Source organism: Microbacterium phycohabitans, from assembly GCF_032464935.1.
Lineage (GTDB): Bacteria > Actinomycetota > Actinomycetes > Actinomycetales > Microbacteriaceae > Microbacterium > Microbacterium phycohabitans.
This window is the reverse complement of sequence record NZ_JAWDIT010000005.1, coordinates 55,902-76,069: the sequence shown is the minus strand read 5'-3', so window position 1 is coordinate 76,069 and position 20,168 is coordinate 55,902. Positions and strand designations below refer to the sequence as shown.

Genomic DNA, 20,168 nt, shown 5'->3' with positions numbered 1-20,168 from the left:
CTCCCCTCGCAGGATCTCACCGGGGTTCTGCGAGGGGAGTGCGCGTCTGTGCGGGAAGCGCCGCGCTACCGACCGCCCCGGTCGTACGCCACCTGCAGTGCCGCGCGCACCGCGCGGACGCCGGGGCGGTCGGCCGTTCCGCGGCGGACGGCCGTGAACACCTCGCGCCGCGGCTCGCCGGGCAGGCCCACGAGCCGGACGGGCGGCGTCTCGCGCGCGAACACGAGGTCGGGGATCAAGCCGACGGCGTGACCGGATGCCACGAGCCGCACGTGCGCGGTGAGATCGGCCATCTCGAACCGCACGTCGGGCTCGAACCCCGCGGCGCGGCACTGCTGCGTGGCCCACTGCCGCGCGGCGGTGCCGACCGGTTCCATGACCCACGCGCGGCCGCGGAGGTCGTCGAGCCTCCGCGCCGCATCGTCCGGCGCGACGGCGAGGCGGATGGCATCCCGCCCCAGCAGGCCGCGCTCCAGGCCCTCGCGGTGCTCGCGGGTGTGACCGGGGTACTGCTCGGCGACGGCGAGGTCGAAGCCGCGGGCCGCGACCTCGAACAGACCCTCCTCGGGCGCGAGTTCGGCGACCTCCACCCGCAGTCGGGGTTCGGTCTCGGCGAGGGCGTCGAGGGCGCGGGGGAGCAGGCCGTGAGCCGCGGACTGCATGACCGCGAGGCGCACGGGCGCGAGAGAGGGACGCATGCGCTCGAGCTCGGCGCGGGCGGCCTCGTCGGCGGCGAGCATGCGCGCGGCGTGGGCGGCGAGGGCGGCGCCCTGGGCGGTCAGTCGCACGCGTCGACCGTCGGGCTCGAGAAGGGCGACGCCGGCTTCCTTTTCGAGCAGGGCGAGCTGCTGCGAGATTGTCGACGGACTGTACGACAGGGCCTCGGCGACGGCCGCGAGCGTGCCGCGCACCGACAGCTCGTGCAGCAGACGGAGGCGGCGCAGATCGAACACGTCATCCCTTCGGTTACATCGAACAGTATGCGTCACGAATCATCGCTTTTCCCGAACGGATGCGAGCCTCATGCTGAGAGCATCCGAGGAAGGATCGCCATGTCGCTCACCGATGTCCCCGACACCACGTCCGGCACCGCCCCCGCGTCGCCGTCTGCTCGCGAGCTCGTCTCGCCCCATGAGCTCGCCGACGAGGCGATCGCCCTCGTGCGCCGCTGGCTCGCCGAGAGCCGGGACGAGCCCGTCGACGCCGCCGCCCAGCGTCTCGCCGGCGTGCTGCGCGACCCCCACGGTCTCGACTTCACCGTCGGCTTCGTCGACGGTGTCGTGCGCCCCGAAGACGTGCGCGTCGCCGCGCGCAACCTCGCGGCGCTCACCCCGCTCATCCCGGGCTTCCTCCCGCTGCACCTCAAGGCCGCGATCCGCCTCGGCGCTTTCGCCGCGCCGATCCTGCCGCAGGTCGTGGTCCCGGCCGCCCGCACGGCGCTGCGATCGATGGTGCGCCACCTCATCGTCGATGCGACCGACCGCAAGCTCGGCGAGGCCATCACCTCCATCCGCGGGCGCGGCGACGGCATCCGCCTCAACGTGAACCTGCTCGGTGAGGCGATCCTCGGCAAGAAGGAGGCCGCGCGACGCCTCGCCGGCACCCGCAAGCTCCTCTCGCGCGACGACGTCGACTACGTCTCGATCAAGGTGTCGTCCACCGTCGCCCCGCACACGCCCTGGGCGTTCGACGCCGCCGTGGACGACGCGGTCGCGGCCCTGCGCCCCCTGTACCGGGTGGCGAAGGAGACCGGCACCTTCCTCAACCTCGACATGGAGGAGTTCAAAGACCTCGACCTCACCCTCGCCGTCTTCGAGACGCTGCTGGGCGAGCCCGAGTTCCGCGGCGTCGAGGCCGGCATCGTGCTCCAGGCCTACCTGCCCGATGCGCTCGCCGCCATGATCCGCCTGCAGGAATGGACCGCCGCGCGGGTGGCATCCGGGGGAGCGGGCATCAAGGTGCGCGTCGTCAAGGGCGCGAACCTGCCGATGGAACGCGTGGATGCCGACGTGCACGACTGGCCGCTGGCGACCTGGCCGTCGAAGCAGGCGACCGACGCGTCGTACAAGGCCGTGCTCGACTACGCGCTGCGCCCCGAGCACACGAGGAACGTGCGCATCGGCGTGGCGGGACACAACCTCTTCGACGTCGCGCTCGCCTGGCTGCTCGCCGAGCGACGGGGCGTGACCGGCGGCATCGACGTCGAGATGCTGCTGGGCATGGCCACGGCTCAGCAGGCGGTCGTCCGTCGCACGGTCGGCTCGATCCTGCTCTACACGCCCGTCGTGCACCCGCAGGAGTTCGACGTCGCGATCGCCTACCTCATCCGTCGCCTCGAAGAAGGCGCGTCGAGCGAGAACTTCATGTCGGCGGTGTTCGACCTCGACACGCACGCGGCCCTGTTCGCCCGCGAGCGCGACCGGTTCCTGGCATCCCTCGCCGACATGCCCGAGGGCGTCCCGGCGTCGAACCGCGTGCAGGACCGCACCGCACCCGCCGAGCCCGCGCCGACGCAGGGCTTCCGCAACACCCCCGACTCCGACCCGGCGATCGCGGCGAACCGCGACTGGGCGCGGGCGATCGTCGGCGGCATGCAGGGGTCCGACCTGGGCCGCGACACCATCGCCGCGCACACCGTCACCGACGAGGCCGCGCTGAACGCCCTCATCCAGGATGCCGCGGACGCCGCCGCCGCGTGGCGCGCGCTCGGGGCCGCCGGTCGGGCCGAGATCCTGCACCGCGCGGGGGATGCGCTGGAGAAGCGTCGGGCCGACCTGCTCGAGGTCATGGGCGCCGAGTGCGGCAAGGTCATCGAGCAGAGCGACCCCGAGGTGTCGGAGGCGATCGACTTCGCCCACTACTACGCCGAACAGGCGCGCACGCTCGAGAGCGTCGACGGCGCGACCTTCACGCCGGTCGGCGTGACCGTGGTCACCCCGCCGTGGAACTTCCCCGTCGCGATCCCCGCCGGCTCGACCCTCGCCGCGCTCGCCGCCGGTTCGGCCGTCGTCATCAAGCCCGCGGGCCTCGCCGAGCGCTCGGGTGCCGTCATGGTCGAGGCCCTGTGGGAGGCCGGGGTCCCGCGCGAGGTGCTGAAGCTCGTGCAGGTATCCGAGAACGACCTCGGTCGGCAGCTGCTCACGCACCCGGCCGTCGAGCGCGTGGTGCTCACCGGCGCCTACGAGACGGCCGAGCTGTTCCGCTCGTTCCGTCCCGACCTGCCCCTGCTGGCCGAGACGAGCGGCAAGAACGCCGTGATCGTCACCCCCAGCGCCGACCTCGACCTCGCGGCGAAAGACGTCGCGATGTCGGCCTTCGGGCACGCGGGGCAGAAGTGCTCGGCGGCATCCCTCGTCGTGCTCGTCGGGTCGGTCGCCCGCTCGCGTCGCTTCCGCGACCAGCTCGTCGACGCGGTGACCTCGCTCGAGGTCGGGATGCCGTGGGACGAGGCCTCGCGCGTCGGACCGCTCATCGAGCCGGCGCAGGGCAAGCTCCTGCAGGCGCTCACGACCCTCGAGCCCGGCCAGCGTTGGGTGGTCGAGCCTCGCCGGCTCGATGCCGACGGGATGCTGTGGCGCCCCGGCATCCGTGAGGGTGTGCAGCCGGGCAGCGCCTTCCACCGCACGGAATACTTCGGTCCGGTGCTCGGCATCATGACCGCCGAGACGCTCGACGAGGCGATCGAGATCGTCAACGCGATCGAGTACGGCCTCACCTCGGGCCTGCACGCCCTGGACTCGGCGGAGATCGACACGTGGCTCGCGCGCATCGAGGCCGGCAACGTCTACGTCAACCGCGGCACCACGGGCGCGATCGTGCAGCGTCAGCCCTTCGGCGGGTGGAAGAAGTCCGCGGTGGGGGCGGGCACGAAGGCCGGCGGCCCCCACTACCTCTTCGGGTTCGGAGCGTGGGCGGATGCCGCCACCTCGGCGCCCCGCACGCCCGATGCCCTCGCCGCCCCGGCGCTGGCCGCCGTGCCCGCCGCGGAGCGGGAGTGGCTGGCCGGGGCGCTGTCGAGCGACGCTGCCGCGTGGGCCGAGGAGTTCTCGCTCGCCCGTGACGTGACGGGCCTCGAATCGGAGCAGAACGTGCTGCGCTACGCCGCGGTACCGGTGACGGTGCGCCTCGAAGACGCGTCAGCGTCCGCTCTCGTGCGCGTGGTCGCCGCGGGCGTGCGGGCGGGCTCCGTCGTGACCGTGAGCTCCGCCGCCGAGCTCGCGCCCGCCGTGCGCGCGTGGCTCGAGGGCGTCGGCGTGCGGGCGACGGTGGAGGACGCCGCGGACTGGAGCCGTCGCGCGGCGCGCCTCGCCCGCACGGGCGGGCGGGTGCGCCTGCTGGGCGGATCGGTCGCCGCCGTCGCCGAGGCCACCGGCGGCTCGCCGTCGGTCGCCGTGTACGCGGGAGAGGTCACGCGCGCCGGACACGTCGAGCTGCTGCCGTTCCTGCGCGAGCAGGCCGTGTCGATCACCGCGCACCGCTTCGGCACGCCGCGCCGCTACGAGGTTCCTTCGCTCGTCGGCTGAGCCGCCGAGGGGGCGGGCCGCTGCGGCCACGGCCCCGCCCCCGTCCTGCCGTCGCGCGGGCTCGTCCGTTCGGGAGCGGCCCCGCTTCGCTGCCGCCGTGGGCCCGGCCGCGGCCGTCGGCGGACGTCCTGCAGGCCGGGACCGTCACAGGTGCCACCTCGGCGGTGCGCACAACTCCTGCAGGATCGAGCGATCGGAGCCCGTGGCGGGGCTTCTCGGGCCACTCTGCAGGAGTTGTGCGGCCGGACCCGCGCCGTCAGGCCGTCCCCGACTCCTGAATACGGCGCGCGGCGCGCCGGACCGACTCGGGAACCGCGACGCCCGCCACCGTCTGCGCCGACGTGACCGGCTCCCCGGCGACGACCCGCAACGGCAGCATCCCCGCCCAGACGCGGCGGTCCTCACCGTCGTCGTCGACCTCGACAAGGGAGCCGGCGTTGTCCTTCACGCTCGCCTCGGCGAGGGGGATGCGCAGCACCATCGTCGCGGCGATCTCGCGCGAGGTCATCGGGCGCACGTCGGCGCTCCGACCGGGCATGAGGTGCTCCGACAGGGCGAGCAGGGCGGCCTCCTTCTCCTCCGGGCGGACGACGGATGCCACGCCGTGCACGACCGCGCACCGGTACCGCATCGAGCTGTCGAACAGGGAGCGGGCGTATTTCAGGCCCATCAGGTGGGTCACCGTGACGCACACGGGCGCACCGGCGGCGATGCGCCGGAAGAAGTCGCTGCCCGTGGAGCCGTGCACGAGCAGGTCGTCGCCGTCGCGGCCGATGCCGACCGGGAGGGCGATCGGGCGGTCGTCGCGCACGATCGCGAGGGTGGCGTACAGGGCGCCGTCGATCACGTCGTACAGGGCTGCGCGGTCGGTGACCTGGTGGTGGGCTCCGCGGCGGACACGGGTCAGGGTCGTCAGGGGCAGATCGGTCATGGATCGATCTCATCCCGCTACGTGGATCATCGCCTAGTCCGGTTCTGCGTCGGTCGAGTGGACCAGTGACACAATCGAGGGGTGATCGACGTCGGCATCCTGGATCGCAGCGCGCCGGTCCCGCTGCACGAGCAGCTCGCGCACGGGATTCGCGCGGCGGTGCTGGCCGGGCGCGTCCGCGGCGGTGACGTCGTGCCGTCGACACGGGCGCTCGCGGCCGACCTCGGGCTCGCGCGCGGCACGGTCGTGTCGGCCTACGAGATCCTCGCGGGGGAGGGGTACCTCGTCGCCCGACCGGGCGGGGGCACGGCGGTCGCCGACATCGCGCGTCCGGCCGCGGCGTCGTCCACCGCCGCGTCGACATCGCCCGCCCCCGCAGCGATCGCGCCGGTCGTCGACCTGCGTCCCGGCCGCCCCGGCACGACGGGCATCGTCGACGCCGCGTGGCGCTCGGCCTGGCGTCGTGCGAGCGCGCGCGAGGTGCCGGCCGACATCGGTGATGCCGTGGGCGACCCCGCGTTGCGCGCGGCGATCGCCGCCCACCTCGGACGCACCCGGGGCCTCGACCTCGCCGCCGATGACATCGTCGTCACCGCGGGCACGAGCGATGCGATGCTGCTCACTCTGCTCGCCCTCGTGCCCCGCGGTGCTCGCCTGCGCGTGGGGATCGAGAACCCCGGATATCCGCGGGTGCGTCGACTGCTCGCCCGCCTCGGCGCCGAGGCGGTGCCCATTCCGGTCCGGGTGGGTTTGGGTCTCGAGCTCGACGCCTTCGACGCGCACGCCGATCTCGACGCCGTGATCGTCACACCGCACCATCACTATCCCCTCGGCAGCCGATTGGATGCCGCTGCCCGCTCGCGCCTGCTCGACGGGGCGGCGCGCACCGCGACCGTCGTCATCGAAGACGACTACGACAGCGAGTTCCCGCACGGCCGTGTCCCCCTGCCGCCGTTGCATCTGCTGGATCCGGCGAACGTGGTGTCGATCGGCACGCTGTCGAAGGTGCTGAGTCCGGCGCTGCGCTGCGGCTGGATCGTGGCGACCGGCGCCCTGCGCGACCAAATCGTCGAGGCACGCACCGACCTCGACCCGCCGGTCTCGCAGGTCCAGCAGCGGGCCCTCGCGCTCTACCTCGCCGAGGGCGCCCTCGCCCGCCACACCGCCCGCCGCCGGCGCGACTACCGCCATCGTCGCCGCCTGCTGCTCGATGCGTTCGCGGGCATCGAGGGGATGACGCTGACGGCCACCGACGGGGGACTGCACGCGGTCGTGCTGTTCGACGACGCCCCACCGCAGGTCGAGGGCGGCCTGGTCGACACGCTCGCGGCCCGCGGCATCATGGTGGCACCCCTCTCCGGCTATGCCGTGCCGGGTATCGCCGTCGACCTGCCCCCGGGAATCGTCTTCGGCTACGCCGAGCCGTCGACGCCGGCGCTGATGGATGCCGTGGCCCAGATCATCGCGCTCGCGCGGGGCCTCTAGCCCTCCAGGATCTCCAGCGCCGCCATCGCCGCGTTCTGCCCGCCGATGCCGCTGACCGCGCCGCCGCGCTGCGCGCCGGAGCCGCACAGCAGCACCCGCGGGTGCGGCGTCGCGACGCCCCAGCGCCCGGCGGGCGTGGACGCGGGCGCGTCGAGCCAGGGCCACGACAGGGCGCCGTGGAAGATGTCGCCGCCGATCATGTTGAGCGACTCCTCGAGGTCGCGCGTCGTACGCGCCTCGATGCACAGACGTCCGTCGGGGGCGCGGAGGATGCAGTCGCGCAGCGGCTCCGCGATGACCGACTCGAGAGAGGCCTGCGCGGCCGCGAGCAGCTTCGCCCCCGCGGCGACGGGGTCCATGTCGGCGATGAGTCGGTGCGGTACCTGCAGCCCGAACATCGTCAGGGTCTGGGCCCCGTCGGCGACGAGGTGGTCGCCCAGGATCGACGGATCGGTCAGCGAGTGGCAGTAGATCTCGACGGGGAGCGGCTCGGGGATGAGTCCTCCGGATGCCGCCGCGTACGCGGCATCCACCTGGGTCATCGTCTCGTTGACGTGGAAGGTGCCCGAGAAGGCGGCCTCGGGGGTGACGGACTCGTCGCGCAGGCGGGGCAGCCGCGAGAGGAGCATGTTCACCTTGACCTGGGCGCCCTCGGGCGTCTGGGCGCCAGTCGTCGCGCGCCCGCCCGCGGACAGCAGACGGTCGAGAGCGGCGCGCCCGACACCGCTGAGCACGAGCTCTCCGTGGAACACCTCCGACCGGTCGGTCATGGTGTGCACGTCGCCGTCGGGCGAGATCGAGATGACCTCGACACCGGTGAAGATCTCCGTACCCGCCTCGAGCGCGACCCGTTCGAGTTCTTTCGTGATCGCGCCCATGCCGCCGACCGGCACGTCCCAATCGCCGGTCCCGCCGCCGATCACGTGGTACAGGAAGCAGCGGTTCTGCGCGAGCGAGGGGTCGTCGGAGGTGGCGAACGTGCCGATGAGCCCGTCGGTGAGGGCGATGCCGCGGACGAGATCGCTCTCGAACGACCGCCTCAGCAGATCGCCGAGCGGCCGGGTCGTGAGCGCGTGCCACAGGTCGTCGTCGCCCACCCGGGTGCGCAGCTCGTCCGCCGTCGGCAGGGGATCCGTCATCGTCGGGAACACCGCCTCGGCCAGCGGGGCGAGACGCTCACCGAAGGCCGAGAATCGCTCCGCCTCCGCGGCGCCCTCGTCACCGAGTGTCCGGACGAACGACGCGGCCGTCGCCTCGGCATCCTGGGTGTCGATCAGGATGCCGCGCGAGGGGTCGCGGGGATCCGGCGTGTACGAGGAGTACCGGCGCCTCTTGAGGGTGATCCGCAGGCCCAGGTCGTCGATGATCTTCTGCGGCAGCAGGCTCACCAGATAGGAGTAGCGCGACAGGCGGGCGTCGACGCCGAACCACGGGCGTTCCGACACGGCCGCCCCGCCCACGGCCTCGGCTCTCTCGATCACCGCCACGCGGCGCCCGGCCCGGGCGAGGTAGGCCGCGGCGACCAGGGCGTTGTGCCCGCCCCCCGCGATGACGACGTCGTACCGGCGAGAATCCGAAGCGGTCATGCCCCCACGTTAACCAGCTCGACGAATTCCGCGCAGGGGGTGGCGCACTAGCGTGGATGCCATGACCCTTCCCGCAGAACTGCTCGACATCGCCGCGCGCATCGCCCGTGAGGCCGGCGACCTCGCCCACCGCCGTCGGCAGGAGGGGGTGACGGTGGCCGCGACCAAGTCGGCCGCCGCCGATATCGTCACCGCCGCCGACCGCGAGGTGGAGGCGTTCATCCGCGCGGAGCTCGCGCGCGAGCGGCCCGACGACGGATTCTTCGGCGAGGAGTCCGGTGCCGAGGAGGGCACGAGCGGGATCACCTGGGTCGTCGACCCGATCGACGGCACCGTCAACTACGCCTACGGCATCCCGGCGTGGGCCGTGAGCATCGCCGCGGTCGAGGGCACCGCCGAGACGGCGACGTGGACAGCGCTCGCCGGAGCCGTCTTCAACCCCGTCACGGGCGAGCTGTTCACGGCCTCGCGCGGTGGGGGAGCCTGGCTCGGCGACCAGCGCCTCACTGTGAGCGAGGTAGGCCCGGCCGGCGGACTCGTGGCGACCGGCTTCGGCTACAACCCCGAGACCCACGGACCGGCGCTGGCGCAGCTGGCGCGGGTCATGCCGATCGCGCGCGACGTTCGCCGTATCGGCGCGGCCTCGCTCGATCTCGCCTCGGTCGCCGCGGGACGCGTCGACGCCTACTACGAGCGCGGCACGCAGCCGTGGGATCACGCGGCCGGATCGCTGCTCGTGCAGGAGGCGGGCGGCACGGTGGGCGGAGCCCCCGGCGGACGACCCGGCAACGGCATGGTCATCGCGGCAGGACCGGCGTTCTTCGACCGTCTGGAGCCCCTGCTCGATTACGACAGGTGAAAAGGCGGGGCGTTCATGGCATTCCCAGACCGCCCGGGGTAGGGTGTTTACCAGTTCGTTATTTTTCGTGACCCGAATCCACGGAAAACGGCCAAGCCCCCAAAGCCCGAAGCCGTCGCGCCTGCGACACGACACGAGAGCCCCCGCGCGTTGCCGTCAGAAGCCCCCGAGACTGAGCCCGCCCCGACCCGGCGGTCTCGTCGCCCCCTCACCACGCCTGCCGCTGAGTCCGCTCCGCGATTGACCCGCGCCGAGATGCGCCGTCTCTCCGCGAGCGAAGCGCCCACCGCCGTCGTCGATGAGCCCGCCCCGAAGCCCGCCGATCCCGCTCCGGTCGACGCCGAGTCCGCCTCTCAGCCCGAGCTGATCGAGAACGTCGCGGTCGCCGTCATGGAGACCGTGATCGCCGCGACGATCGAGCCGACGCTGCCCGACCGTGAGGCGGCCGTCGACGCCCCGGCCGTCGAAGCCCCGGCCGACGAAGCCCCGGCCGACGAGGCGTCCGACGCCCTCGAGGTCACCGTCGTCGAGGAGCGCCGCTCCGACGACGTCGCCGTCATCCTGCAGAGCGCCGACAGCGACGTGGCCACCACGCCCGTCTCGCTGCCGACCTCGCCCATCACCCTCCCGGTCTCGCGTCGCTCGCGTCGCCGTCCGGCATCCTCGGTCATCATCGACTCGACCGTCGACGACGCCGTCGCCGCCGAGCAGATCGACGAGACCCCCGATGCCGCGATCCCCGCGCCCGCGGCATCCGTCGCCTCCGCGCACGACGCTGCCGAGTCCGCGGCGTCGGCCTCGACCGATGAGGCCGACGAGTTCGCCACCGCCGCGCGCCTCTTCTCCTTCACGGGCGAGACGGCCATCCAGGCGCCCGTCGTCGCCCCCCGCGAGCCCGTCACCGAGGGGCTGCCCGCCGCCGCGGCCGCTCCCCGTACCCGCCGCAACGTGCGTCGCATCGCGACGACGTCGTTCTCGGTGGGCGTCATGGGCGTCGTCGGACTGCTCACCGTCGGCATGACCATGCCCGTCAACGCCCTCGCCTCGGCGAGCGGCACCGACAGCGTCACGGCCCCCGCCGCTTCCGCCACGACCCGCCTCGCGGTCGGCGGCAGCGACGTCGCCGCGGGCGACAGCGAGATCCAGGCGTACGTCGCCCCCGCGCAGGCATCGGCCGGCGTGGTCGACCGCACCGACGACGGCTACAGCGCCACCACCTACGCGAAGATGGCGCTCGATTCGGGCATCACCCGTCCGTCCGACTTCTACGTCAACGACCCGACGGCCCCCATCCAGTGGCCGTTCGCCGTGGGCGTGTCGATCTCGTACGGCTTCGGCATGCGCGACGGCGGCTTCCACGAAGGCGCCGACTTCGTGCCCGGCGAGGGCTCGCCCGTGCAGGCCATCGCCGACGGCACCGTGCGCATCGCGACCGAGCAGGGCGGCGCCTTCGGCGTCACCGTGCTGATCGACCACGAGATCGACGGACAGCTCGTCTCGAGCCGTTACGGTCACATGCAGTACGGCTCGCTGCAGGTCACCCAGGGCGAGAAGGTGCACGTGGGTCAGTTCCTCGGCCGCACCGGGAACACCGGTCGCTCCTTCGGTGCCCACACCCACGTCGAGATCCTCCAGAACGGCACGACGCCGATCGACCCGATCGCGTGGCTGCGCCAGCACGCCGGAGGATGACCCTCGATTCGTAAGAGAGTGTCTCGGTCTGATATTCTCTTCTAGTTGCCCGGAGCGATCCGGGTACGCCCCGATAGCTCAGTGGCAGAGCACTTCCATGGTAAGGAAGGGGTCGTCAGTTCAATCCTGACTCGGGGCTCAAGCATCCTTCCGGATGCCGCGCGGCGGGGTAGCTCAGTTGGTGAGAGCGCACGACTCATAATCGTGAGGTCGCGGGTTCAAGCCCCGCTCCCGCTACGAAACTACTGTTACTCGAACAAATGACCTTGAGATAAAGGTTTGCTCGTTCGGCAAAAGAAGCGTCGGAGATTTCTCCGGCGCTTTTTTCGTTGGTCGTCACGGATAGGGCTGCGTGGCGCACAGCTGCGGGCAGCGGCTGCATTTCGCGAGCGACGGTAACGAGATGACCGTCGTCGTCCACCCAGATTCGCTGGAAGAACGCCGCGAGTAGCTTGCGCTTAACGGAGCCTGGCACCGATGTGAAGAGGGCGTCGGGTCGAGCCATCAGGTCCAGGTAACTCAACACCATTTGCGTGCGCTGTTGGAGAGACTCCGTGGTCGTGTCGAGGCTCGCCCGCACTTCGTGCTTCTTGACTTGCAGGTCCCTCAGGCGAGCTCGGAGCTTGTCGGTTGCGAGCGCCCCCTCGGCAGCGAGATCGACCAAGCGTTCTTCTTAGATGTCGAGCTTCTTGAGTTCCTTCTGCAGCTGAGCTCGTTGCTGCGCCTGATCCGCGAGTACCCGTTCAAGGGCGGCGCCGACTTCTCGCTTAGCGGTGGCTATGGCCTTGGGGGAGAGGATGACTGTCCGAAACTCGCACTGGAGCGCACGCTCAAGGTCGGCGACGGGCAGGTACGGCAGGTCGCAGAGGCCGTCTTGGCGGCCACGGCAGAGGAAGTACTCTTAGATCTCGCCTGCGTGATTCTTGGCTTCGGCGAAGATGAGGCGATGTTCTCGCCCCGCTGCGTGGCATCGACCGCAATGGAGCAGGCCACGCGCGAAGTGGTTATGGACGCGGTCGCGTTGTGCCCTTTTTGCACGAGCATCGAGCACCTGCTGGACCCGGTCGAACAGTTCCGGCGTGATGAGTGGTTCGTGGCGTCCTGGGTAGACGTGGCCTTTGAAGGTCACCATGCCGATGTAGTACGGGTCGCGGAGTACCTGGCCCAGCTGACTTCGTGACAACGGACGTTCGGGCCACTTCGACGATTTACGCGTCGTGAGCCCCTGTTCCGCGAGAAGTGCGGGCAAGCGCGACGCGATCGCCGCCATCTTCGACGCCACCCCGGCACCGAAGACTCCGCGAACGCCGCCGAAGCCCCAGGGGACCTGACGGCTCCACCTCACCCGGGCGGCTGGCTCGAGCAACGTCCACCCAGACGAAGCTCGCCGGCCGTCCGCCTCCCCTCGCCCCGCCCGATGAGCCCTTCTCGTTTGTGCTCTGCGATTCCACGAGAACCATCCGGTTCCCGGCCGCACGCACAAAGGAGGAACACCACCATGGTGCAAGGCATCATCATCCCGGCAGACAACACCGCACCACTCGCTGCCGCCAGGTTGGATTCGCTCGAGGACTACCCGCAGTCCGTCGGCGGCTGGTTCGAAGCGGTCGACATTCCCGACCTCAGCATCACGATGTACGTCAACGAAGAGGGACTTATCCGCGACCTGCCGTTCAATCGGCGCGCCGCGTTCCTGTCGAGGTTTCACGTCCTGCAAGCACGCGACGCCCGGCTCGTCGGAGACCTCGCAGTCGTTGGTCTAACCGACTACGAGGGCGAGAACAGGGAGCTGCCGAGCGAACTTGCGCGGCGACTGCTCGAGCCTGGCGTCTACCGCGTCCGCACCCGTGAGCATCCCGCGGGCAGGTGGCACGAGGAGCCGATCTACCGTGACGACGACCTCGAAACGGTCATTTGGGCAACACTCTTGCGTGAGACGTCGCCCGCTCTAGCGGTGCAGATTGAGCGCGTCGAGTGTGTCGGCGAGGAACATATCCAGCCTTGACGAGGGCGGTGGTCATTGTCGATGACCACCGCCTCTTCTATTCCGCGGCTTGAGCGACAAATCCGACTCTTCACGCCGTTGTTGCGGACACCCGCTTCGGTCGAATCAGGCGCCGCTTGGGGGCAACCCATAGCAGGACGAAGACGCTGTACGGCGTCTTGACGACGTCGAGCTGTACTGTCTGCTCTTGGAACGCCAGCCCGGTCATGGTCGTGGCCCTAAAGTCAGGCATGTCAAGTGAAGATACGAAGGAGTATCGGATCGGCGACATGATCGCTGGCCACTTGGGTCGACCGAAGCGGGTTTCCCACTGCTTCGAATAAACTACTTCTCGCCGTCGCCAAAGACGCTGTTGACCGTCGGCTGGTTTCGGATCGAAAACGACGAGTGCTACCGCGTTTTTATTTACTTCGGCGAATCGCCGTGCCGTGGCATGAAATGACGCGCCGTATCGATCTGACAGGAGTTGAACGGTGGCGAGCGACGTCTGATATTCGTTGGCTTCCGTGCCGAATCGATCAAGTTGGAACAGCAGTTCAGCTGCTCCTTGGTTGGCCTCCTGCTCGAATAGCTGCTTCACTGAAGGAGCCAGCGTCTCCATGTCATCGGCGAAAACTAGGTCTTGTTGATGGGGGAGGACGGCGTGCGTCGTCTCGTGAAGCATCACGAAACGACGCCTGCTTTCGCGGTCGACTTGCGGGTTGACATGGACAAGTCGCTCGCGTCGATCCAGCGCGCCTTGCACCTTCTGGAGAACACCCCGCATCTTTGCTCGCAGGTAGGCGGGCATCAGCTTGAGAGCCGACTGGTCTAGAGGGTTCTCTCGGGACACGGTCAGCTTTGCCGCTGCGACTATGTCCTCGACGGGAGTTGGGAATCGGCCGTACGCTTCCGCGGTCAAGAGGAGACGATCGACCTGGCGTCGTATCTCCTTGCCTGATTCAAGATCGCGGAGCATCTATTCATCGGCCCTTCTGGCTTCGATAGACCTTGAGGTAGGCGGCAAGCGCTTGCGCCTCGTCGTCGGTCATATCGGTTGACTTCAGTGCGTTGGCGAGCACGCTATCAGTGCGCTCACTCTTTTCAGGGACGACGTAGTTGGCGGCTCGCATCAGATCGAGGTATTCCGCGCCGAGGGTGTCCGCGAGCCGCCTCAGGATGTGCGGCGACGGTGCGGCCACGTCATCTCGTTCGAGCTTCTGTAGGTATGCCGTACTGATGTCCGCGGCATCGGCCACGCTCTTGAGGGAGCGCTGCGCGAGGTCGCGTAGGAGGCGGAGCGTCTGACCGAGGGATGACTGGACGGATCGAGTGTCGGACATGTACACCATAGTAGTTCCAATCCACCGCAGTTGACAGAGTGACCGGCGGACGTATACTATCGTGTACGTCCAGCACCAAAGTATGAACGCGGTCGACCGAGACCCGTTCCAACCCGAGAAGGGAATTCACATGACCCCCTCCAGCAAGATCGCGGTCCACATCGACGGCGAGCGTTTTGAGGCAACGGCAGGACGAATGAGCGGCGAGCAGCTGCGCGCTCTCGTTCACCCTCGCCCCGTGAACCTCTGGCTCGACGTCGATGACGCTCAGGATCGGCTCATCGCGCCCGAACAGATCGTCGACGTGTTCGACGGAGCTCGGTTCTTCTCCGATCGCCCCCGCACGATCTACATCAACAAGCTGCCGTTCATCGTCAACTCGGCGGTCATCTCCGAGGCCGAGCTGCGCGCCCTTCCCACCCCGCCGCTCCCTACCGACCAGCGAATCTGGAAGGACGTTGACGACGACCTTGACGATCCCATCGACCGTGACGAACTCATCCGTGTCGTCGATGGCGATCGCTTCTTCAGCAAGCCTCGCCCGGCTCGCACGACGCACATCATTGTCAACCTGCGCAAGCATGCGGTGTCCGGGCGGACAGTGACCTACGAGCAGATCGTCGACCTCGCTTTCCCTGAGGGATCGCCCGCACCCGGCGCGAACATCATTTACACGGTTACCTACACCAAGGCCGCGGGGGACAAGCCCCAAGGAACTCTCGCGCCGTTTGGCGTCGTGACGATCAAGGAAGGGACGGTGTTCAATGTCCGACTCACTGATAAGTCGTAGCGAGGACCTGCGTCGCCTTCGCGACGAGGGCTTCGAGCTGGCGATCGTGAACTCGCAGCTTGTCATCTCGCACGTACCGTACGTAACCGCCAATCGAACCGTCGAGTACGGCACGCTCGTGTCGGAGCTGACTTTGGCTGGCGACGTGACCACTACGCCGTCGACTCACGTAGTGCGCTTTGCGGGGCAGATGCCGTGTGACGCGGAGGGACGTCCGCTTGAGAAGCTGGTGTTGGGCAGCGATCAACTGCAGGTGGCTGAGGGCATCACCACGTCCTACATGTTCTCCAGCAAGCCGGTTCCGCCCCTGTTCTACACCGACTACCACGACAAGATGACCACGTATGCGGCCGCGCTGTCCGGCCATGCCGAGTCTCTTGTCCCCACTGCCACGGCCCGCACCTACCGACCCATCCCCGCAACCGTCGAGGGTGTGTTCGAGTACTTGGACACGGCCACCTCGCGGTCCGGCACGACGGCCGTCGGAGAGTGCCTACGCTCGCGCTCTGTGGGCATCATTGGATTGGGTGGCACGGGTGCATACATCCTCGACTTCCTGGCCAAGACACCAGCGGAGGAAATCCACCTGTTCGACCCGGACCGGTTTCTTCAGCACAACGCGTTCCGAGCCCCGGGCGCGGCCACGCTGGACCAGCTACGAGAGCAGTCCCTCAAGGTCACCTATTTCGTGGACCGCTACCGGTCGATGCACCGCGCGATAGTTCCGCATCCCGTGGCAATCGAGGAGCACAACCTTGGCCTTCTTGATGACATGTCATTCGTGTTCATTGCGATCGATCATGGCCCTGCGAAGCGTCCGATTATGGAGCATCTGGAGCAACGCGGTATTCCATTCATCGATGTCGGCATGGGCGTATCCGTCGAGGAAGGACGAGTCGCCGGGCTCGTTCGCGCGACCCTCAGCACGGACCGTCCGGGCAGTCGGGAAGCCGCACGGGCCAGGATCTCCACCGAAGATGTCGCCCTCGGTGAGTACAACACCAACATTCAGATCGCCGAGCTCAACGCCCTGAACGCCGCCACGGCGGTGATCATGTACAAGAAGCAGATCGGCTTCTACGCCGACACAGGTGGCGCGCACTTTTCCACGTACATCGTCGACTCAAATGACAACATTAACGAGGACGGGACAGAGTGAAGATAAAGTTCGACGTTGCTTACATCGAGGAGGCCCCCGCGATACTGGAGGAACGAGTTCTCTACGTGTCACTTACCTACGCGACGGTCGTCCACCTCTGCGCCTGCGGTTGCGGTTCCGAGGTCGTCACACCCTTAGCAAAATCTGAGTGGCGTCTGTCCTTCGATGGCCAGGTGTCGCTCAGCCCATCCATCGGGAACTGGCGGCTACCCTGCCGCTCCCACTACTACATCGTCGGAAACGAAGTCCGTTGGGTACGAAGCGAGATCTCGACTCGTCCAGCGCGGCGAGACGAGGTAACGCGATGCGCGGAGCCCACGCGGCCACAGTTCGCAGGCGCGTTGGGCCGGATCTGGCGGAGGTGGCGTACCGATCGCGCTCGGGGCGCGCAGAGCACACCTAGTGAGCCTCGTGAGTCATGATGTACAGGATGTGAATAGCATCGCGCCAACTCAGCCAACGCACGGAGTGATGGTTATGGATGTTCCCACGAACGCGGCCCTAGGCTTGGAAGGCATGGTTCTCCCCAACGGATGGGTGGTGGGACAGTTACGTGTTCCTGATCCAGAAGCCACCGGAGGCGTCTTCAGTGTCTCCTACCCGGTCCATAAGCTCGACGGGACCCAAGGCTTCCTGAAGGTGTTGAATCTGAGCCGCGCTTTTGCCGTCCCAAATTTTCTCGATGAGTTGCAGTCGCTCACCACGCAATTTCGTGCCGAACGAGATCTGTGCGTTATGTGCGGTGAACGACGGTTGGCAAATGTAGTGGTCGCGATCGATCATGGCGAGATACGATTGCCCGAGTATGCCCTCGGGGCAGTCTCTTACATCGTTTTTGAGCTCGCCACCCATGACGTGCGGAAGGCGCTGGCCGTTTCGCAAGGTGTGGATGACGTGATCAAGCTCGAGTATCTTCACAGTGTCGCTCTGGGGCTTCGCCAACTCCATAGTATTCGAGTCTCGCATCAGGACCTAAAGCCGTCCAACTTTTTAGTTTTTCCCGATCTGCCAAACGGTCGCGCGACCGGGAAGCTCGGTGATTTGGGTCGGGCGTTCCGTGCAGACTCGCCAAGTGTGCTCGATGACCTCGCTACCCCCGGTGACTCGAGCTACGCCCCGCCGGAGCAGCTTTATGGCCACATCTATCAGGACGAAGGAACTCGACGATACGCGGCGGATATTTATCAGATGGGGAGCTTGGCAGTATTCATGTTCACTGGTCGCACAATGAATGCATGGCTTGCAAGCAAACTCGAGCCTTCTCATCATTGGGCTAAATGGGGGGATAGCTACTCGGCCGTTTTGCCGTACCTCGAGGACGCGTACGGAGAAGTTCTTGACGATGTTGAGTCTTCGCGCCCCGGGGGAAGCGGCAGGCAATTTAGAGAGCTCGTTACCTACCTGTGCGAGCCGGATGCGGAGAGGCGAGGGCACCCCGCTTCCAGGCGTCAAAGGCATGGGAATCCATATGCGCTGGATCGAGTCATTACTTCGATTGATTTGCTTGCGCGGAGATTGAGTCGAGGCATAACGATATGAGTGGCAGCCCGTTGAGCGAGGAGCGTCAAGTCGTTCCGCGATGGAGATCCTTCCGGCGTGCGCGGTTCGGAGGAGATCTCAACTCCCTTCGCGCGTCTTCTAGGCAGCCGTCTGCTGATCTGGGAATTTTGCGTGCTGAAGCGGCCGAGAGCACGAATGAATGGGTCGTTGCCGACTTTCTGGGCGCGCTTGTAGCGTCAGGCGAATTATCCGAAGAGGCGAAGTCCGTTGCTGACCGCTTATCCAGTTTCGCTTCGGACCCGATTATCCGGGTCTGGGCCTCAAGCTGGCGCACACCCGAGGGAGACGCGGGGGCGGAAGCTATACGTGAGGACCTGGCAACCAGGCGCGCCCGCGCTGCAATACCTCGGCTTCGTCGCAAAGTGATCGAAAGGCCGCGTGATGCAGTCCCCCGGGTTGACCTCGCTCTCGCGCACCTCGTTCTCGGCAATCGAGATAGTTCGCGTAAGCAGATCACCCTCGCGCTTCAGCTCCGACCCGAAAGCCGGTTTGTTGTGCGCGGGGCGGCAACACTCTTCGCGACACTAAATGAACCTGATTTCGGATACTGGGCCCTCACCGCGACAGATCTTCACCTCCGGGACCCGTGGGTGATGGCGTCTGCGCTGGCGCTCGCAGATCTCGCTGACAGGCGTGCAGACGTCCGTGCGGCGCGGCAGCTTCTGTCGCTGGGGAACTTCGCGCCGGCGGACACGTCTGAACTCTCCAGCGAGCTCGCTACTCTCGAGATGTTCTCGGGTAAGAAGGCGCGAGCGCGCCAGCTTTTTGTCACCTCGTTGCTCCAGCCGAATGAGAACACTCTTGCGCAGGCGCGATGGGCGGAGGACGAGTACCGACTTGATCTCGATTTGCAACGAAACGTCATCGACGAGGCGTACGAGGCTAAGTTGCGAAGTGATGCCAAGGCGGGGCTATGGAGCGACGCCTACGTAGCTGGTGTTCTGTGGCAGCAGGATCAGTCGTTCTCGCAAGCGGCTGCGCTGTCGACGTCCTTTGTCGCATCCGTGGGACTGGAGGACTACAACGCGGCACTCGGCGCAGCGGAGATTGGACTGATGTCGAGTCCTCACGATGGGGGTCTTCGCAACAACGCGGCATTCGCGGCCGCGCAGCTCGGACGTCTCGCAGAAGCTGAGGCGCACCTTGCTGCGGCGACGGTCGATAATGACGCCGACCAGGTGCATACCGTGGAAGCGACCCGAGGTCTGATTTCGTTTCGTCGAGGCGATGCGGAGACCGGGCGCCATCTTTATCGGTCGGCGTTGGATGGATTTCGGTCGCTTCGGCTGCCATATCAGGGAGTCATGGCGCTCCTCCATTGGGCAATGGAAGAGGAGCGGGTTGGCTCCGTACATGCGCGCGAGCTGCTGGAAGCGGCGCAGCAAGTTGTCGATCGCTACCCCACGGCTGAAGGCGCGCTATTGCTGCAGCGACTCAAGTCGAGAATGGAGGCGCACTCGTTGAAAGTGGATACCGTGCCTGGCACGTAGGTGTCCTTCTGCCGCCGACATCGCTCTGCCGGAAGCTTCGGGCGGAGAGTCCTTAGCGGTTTTTCCCGCCGCGGGGTCTTCGTTCAATACCCGCTCGAACGAAGGCTTGACGGACACTGTTGTAGCTGACGTCGAAGTATTCCGCGATAACCTCGAGTGACTTGCCCTTCTTATAAAGAGCAGTAGCTTCACGGACCTGGCTGTCACTGAGCGGCTGGCAACGGAGCTGGACACCCTCATCGCGCAGAAGCTTTAGCAGGCCGCCCTTCAAGAGGGTGTGCTCCACACAGAGGGAAGGGGTCGTCGCGCCGGACCGATACTTCGCGACGATCTCAGCGATGACGGCCGGATCGAGCCTACGGCGTAAGAGTCGAGGCGACGGCTCTGGGGGTGAGTTTGAGGCAGACGAATTCGGTACTAGACCAGCCAATTTCTGCAGTTCCGCCAGGGGTGGTGGTAGGAGCGCCGAATCATTCGAGTAGCTGTGTACTGGCTCTACAGGTTCCGCAGATCAGCCCCGGTTTTCGCCGGGGCTTCTGTCTTTCCCGGGCGCGAATCCTCCGCGAGCGAGGCAGCGCCCTTATCGAGGCGCCAACCGAGCCGGTCGCCTCCCCGCTCCGAGCCCGCGCGGGATTATGCTCGCCCCATGCTGATCGCCGCCGAGCACGGTCGCGGGTCTCGTCCCGCACCGATCTTCGGCGATCACTCCTACCGTTCCGAGCTTTATCAGTGAGCCGGGTGCCGTCCCCCGTCACCCCCTCTCACT

16 protein-coding genes and 2 tRNA genes are annotated in these 20,168 nt (G+C 67.5%); 12 read left to right on the top strand and 6 right to left on the bottom strand.

All coding sequences use genetic code 11. The features are described from left to right. Positions 1-65 precede the first annotated feature (65 nt). Complete coding sequence (locus RWH44_RS13820) at positions 66-953, bottom strand: LysR family transcriptional regulator (protein WP_316005026.1); 888 nt, start codon at positions 951-953, stop codon at positions 66-68. Between the two features lie 99 nt (positions 954-1,052). Here RWH44_RS13820 and RWH44_RS13815 point away from each other — a divergent pair, with 99 nt between their 5' ends. After that, complete coding sequence (locus RWH44_RS13815; RefSeq protein ID WP_316005025.1) at positions 1,053-4,523, top strand: bifunctional proline dehydrogenase/L-glutamate gamma-semialdehyde dehydrogenase; 3,471 nt, start codon at positions 1,053-1,055, stop codon at positions 4,521-4,523. Positions 4,524-4,779: 256 nt separating this feature from the next. On the opposite strand, the gene RWH44_RS13810 is transcribed toward RWH44_RS13815, so the two are convergent. Then, positions 4,780-5,454 carry a pyridoxamine 5'-phosphate oxidase family protein gene (locus RWH44_RS13810; protein ID WP_316005024.1) on the bottom strand — a complete coding sequence of 225 codons (675 nt, stop codon included), beginning with the start codon at positions 5,452-5,454 and terminating at the stop codon, positions 4,780-4,782. A gap of 81 nt (positions 5,455-5,535) precedes the next feature. Here RWH44_RS13810 and pdxR point away from each other — a divergent pair, with 81 nt between their 5' ends. Next, a complete protein-coding gene (gene pdxR, locus RWH44_RS13805) occupies positions 5,536-6,939 on the top strand; it encodes a MocR-like pyridoxine biosynthesis transcription factor PdxR (RefSeq protein WP_316005023.1) in 1,404 nt (467 codons plus the stop codon). Here the strand turns inward: pdxR and RWH44_RS13800 are convergent. Continuing rightward, complete coding sequence (locus RWH44_RS13800) at positions 6,936-8,525, bottom strand: phytoene desaturase family protein (RefSeq protein ID WP_316005022.1); 1,590 nt, start codon at positions 8,523-8,525, stop codon at positions 6,936-6,938. The two genes, pdxR and RWH44_RS13800, sit on opposite strands and share 4 nt — an antisense overlap. 61 nt (positions 8,526-8,586) lie before the next feature. On the opposite strand from RWH44_RS13800, the gene RWH44_RS13795 reads away from it, so the two are divergent. The 4 genes from RWH44_RS13795 (at position 8,587) to RWH44_RS13780 (ending at position 11,313) form a co-directional block, all read left to right on the top strand. Further along, positions 8,587-9,384: an inositol monophosphatase family protein gene (locus RWH44_RS13795; RefSeq protein ID WP_298873861.1), complete on the top strand. Its 798-nt coding sequence runs from the start codon at positions 8,587-8,589 to the stop codon at positions 9,382-9,384. A 240-nt stretch (positions 9,385-9,624) separates the two neighbouring features. Next, complete coding sequence (locus tag RWH44_RS13790) at positions 9,625-11,076, top strand: M23 family metallopeptidase (protein ID WP_316005021.1); 1,452 nt, start codon at positions 9,625-9,627, stop codon at positions 11,074-11,076. A 67-nt stretch (positions 11,077-11,143) separates the two neighbouring features. After that, positions 11,144-11,215 (top strand) — tRNA-Thr (locus tag RWH44_RS13785). Positions 11,216-11,239: 24 nt separating this feature from the next. Next, positions 11,240-11,313: transfer RNA gene (locus RWH44_RS13780), tRNA-Met, on the top strand. 664 nt (positions 11,314-11,977) lie between these two features. On the opposite strand, the gene RWH44_RS16095 is transcribed toward RWH44_RS13780, so the two are convergent. Continuing rightward, positions 11,978-12,346: a recombinase family protein gene (locus RWH44_RS16095; RefSeq protein ID WP_367575655.1), complete on the bottom strand. Its 369-nt coding sequence runs from the start codon at positions 12,344-12,346 to the stop codon at positions 11,978-11,980. A gap of 228 nt (positions 12,347-12,574) precedes the next feature. Here RWH44_RS16095 and RWH44_RS13770 point away from each other — a divergent pair, with 228 nt between their 5' ends. Beyond that, the gene (locus RWH44_RS13770) at positions 12,575-13,081 is read left to right on the top strand and encodes a DUF3846 domain-containing protein (RefSeq protein ID WP_316005019.1); all 507 of its coding nucleotides are present in this window, start codon (positions 12,575-12,577) and stop codon (positions 13,079-13,081) included. 70 nt (positions 13,082-13,151) lie between these two features. Here RWH44_RS13770 and RWH44_RS13765 read toward each other — a convergent pair whose 3' ends face one another. Together RWH44_RS13765 and RWH44_RS13760 are read right to left on the bottom strand one after the other, a co-directional pair. Further along, positions 13,152-14,039 carry an ImmA/IrrE family metallo-endopeptidase gene (locus RWH44_RS13765; protein ID WP_316005018.1) on the bottom strand — a complete coding sequence of 296 codons (888 nt, stop codon included), beginning with the start codon at positions 14,037-14,039 and terminating at the stop codon, positions 13,152-13,154. A gap of 4 nt (positions 14,040-14,043) precedes the next feature. Further along, positions 14,044-14,403, bottom strand: coding sequence for a helix-turn-helix domain-containing protein (locus RWH44_RS13760; protein WP_316005017.1), 360 nt, complete (start codon positions 14,401-14,403; stop codon positions 14,044-14,046). A 130-nt stretch (positions 14,404-14,533) separates the two neighbouring features. On the opposite strand from RWH44_RS13760, the gene RWH44_RS13755 reads away from it, so the two are divergent. The 5 genes from RWH44_RS13755 (at position 14,534) to RWH44_RS13740 (ending at position 19,402) form a co-directional block, all read left to right on the top strand. Next, positions 14,534-15,193: a multiubiquitin domain-containing protein gene (locus RWH44_RS13755; RefSeq protein ID WP_316005016.1), complete on the top strand. Its 660-nt coding sequence runs from the start codon at positions 14,534-14,536 to the stop codon at positions 15,191-15,193. Further along, on the top strand, positions 15,168-16,352 hold the full coding sequence (locus RWH44_RS13750) for a ThiF family adenylyltransferase (RefSeq protein WP_316005015.1): 1,185 nt from the start codon (positions 15,168-15,170) through the stop codon (positions 16,350-16,352). Before RWH44_RS13755 ends, RWH44_RS13750 begins: the two co-directional genes overlap by 26 nt. Beyond that, positions 16,349-16,774 (top strand): ubiquitination-like system serine protease family protein, encoded by a 426-nt coding sequence (locus RWH44_RS16090; protein ID WP_367575653.1) that lies wholly within the window; start codon positions 16,349-16,351, stop codon positions 16,772-16,774. The genes RWH44_RS13750 and RWH44_RS16090 overlap by 4 nt, the downstream gene beginning before the upstream one ends. A gap of 94 nt (positions 16,775-16,868) precedes the next feature. Next, the gene (locus tag RWH44_RS13745; protein ID WP_316005014.1) at positions 16,869-17,891 is read left to right on the top strand and encodes a protein kinase domain-containing protein; all 1,023 of its coding nucleotides are present in this window, start codon (positions 16,869-16,871) and stop codon (positions 17,889-17,891) included. Between the two features lie 614 nt (positions 17,892-18,505). Then, complete coding sequence (locus RWH44_RS13740; RefSeq protein WP_316005013.1) at positions 18,506-19,402, top strand: hypothetical protein; 897 nt, start codon at positions 18,506-18,508, stop codon at positions 19,400-19,402. Positions 19,403-20,168 lie beyond the last annotated feature (766 nt).

Coding starts and splice junctions, on each gene's coding strand:
- RWH44_RS13815 (WP_316005025.1), top strand. CDS start 1,053: ATGTCGCTCACCGATGTCCCCGACACCACGTCCGGCACCGCCCCCGCG.
- RWH44_RS13795 (WP_298873861.1), top strand. CDS start 8,587: ATGACCCTTCCCGCAGAACTGCTCGACATCGCCGCGCGCATCGCCCGT.
- RWH44_RS13765 (WP_316005018.1), bottom strand. CDS start 14,039: ATGCTCCGCGATCTTGAATCAGGCAAGGAGATACGACGCCAGGTCGAT.
- RWH44_RS13740 (WP_316005013.1), top strand. CDS start 18,506: ATGGCGTCTGCGCTGGCGCTCGCAGATCTCGCTGACAGGCGTGCAGAC.
- RWH44_RS13745 (WP_316005014.1), top strand. CDS start 16,869: ATGGTTCTCCCCAACGGATGGGTGGTGGGACAGTTACGTGTTCCTGAT.
- RWH44_RS13770 (WP_316005019.1), top strand. CDS start 12,575: ATGGTGCAAGGCATCATCATCCCGGCAGACAACACCGCACCACTCGCT.
- RWH44_RS16095 (WP_367575655.1), bottom strand. CDS start 12,346: ATGGCGGCGATCGCGTCGCGCTTGCCCGCACTTCTCGCGGAACAGGGG.
- RWH44_RS13800 (WP_316005022.1), bottom strand. CDS start 8,525: ATGACCGCTTCGGATTCTCGCCGGTACGACGTCGTCATCGCGGGGGGC.
- RWH44_RS13755 (WP_316005016.1), top strand. CDS start 14,534: ATGACCCCCTCCAGCAAGATCGCGGTCCACATCGACGGCGAGCGTTTT.
- RWH44_RS13760 (WP_316005017.1), bottom strand. CDS start 14,403: ATGTCCGACACTCGATCCGTCCAGTCATCCCTCGGTCAGACGCTCCGC.
- RWH44_RS13810 (WP_316005024.1), bottom strand. CDS start 5,454: ATGACCGATCTGCCCCTGACGACCCTGACCCGTGTCCGCCGCGGAGCC.
- RWH44_RS13750 (WP_316005015.1), top strand. CDS start 15,168: ATGTCCGACTCACTGATAAGTCGTAGCGAGGACCTGCGTCGCCTTCGC.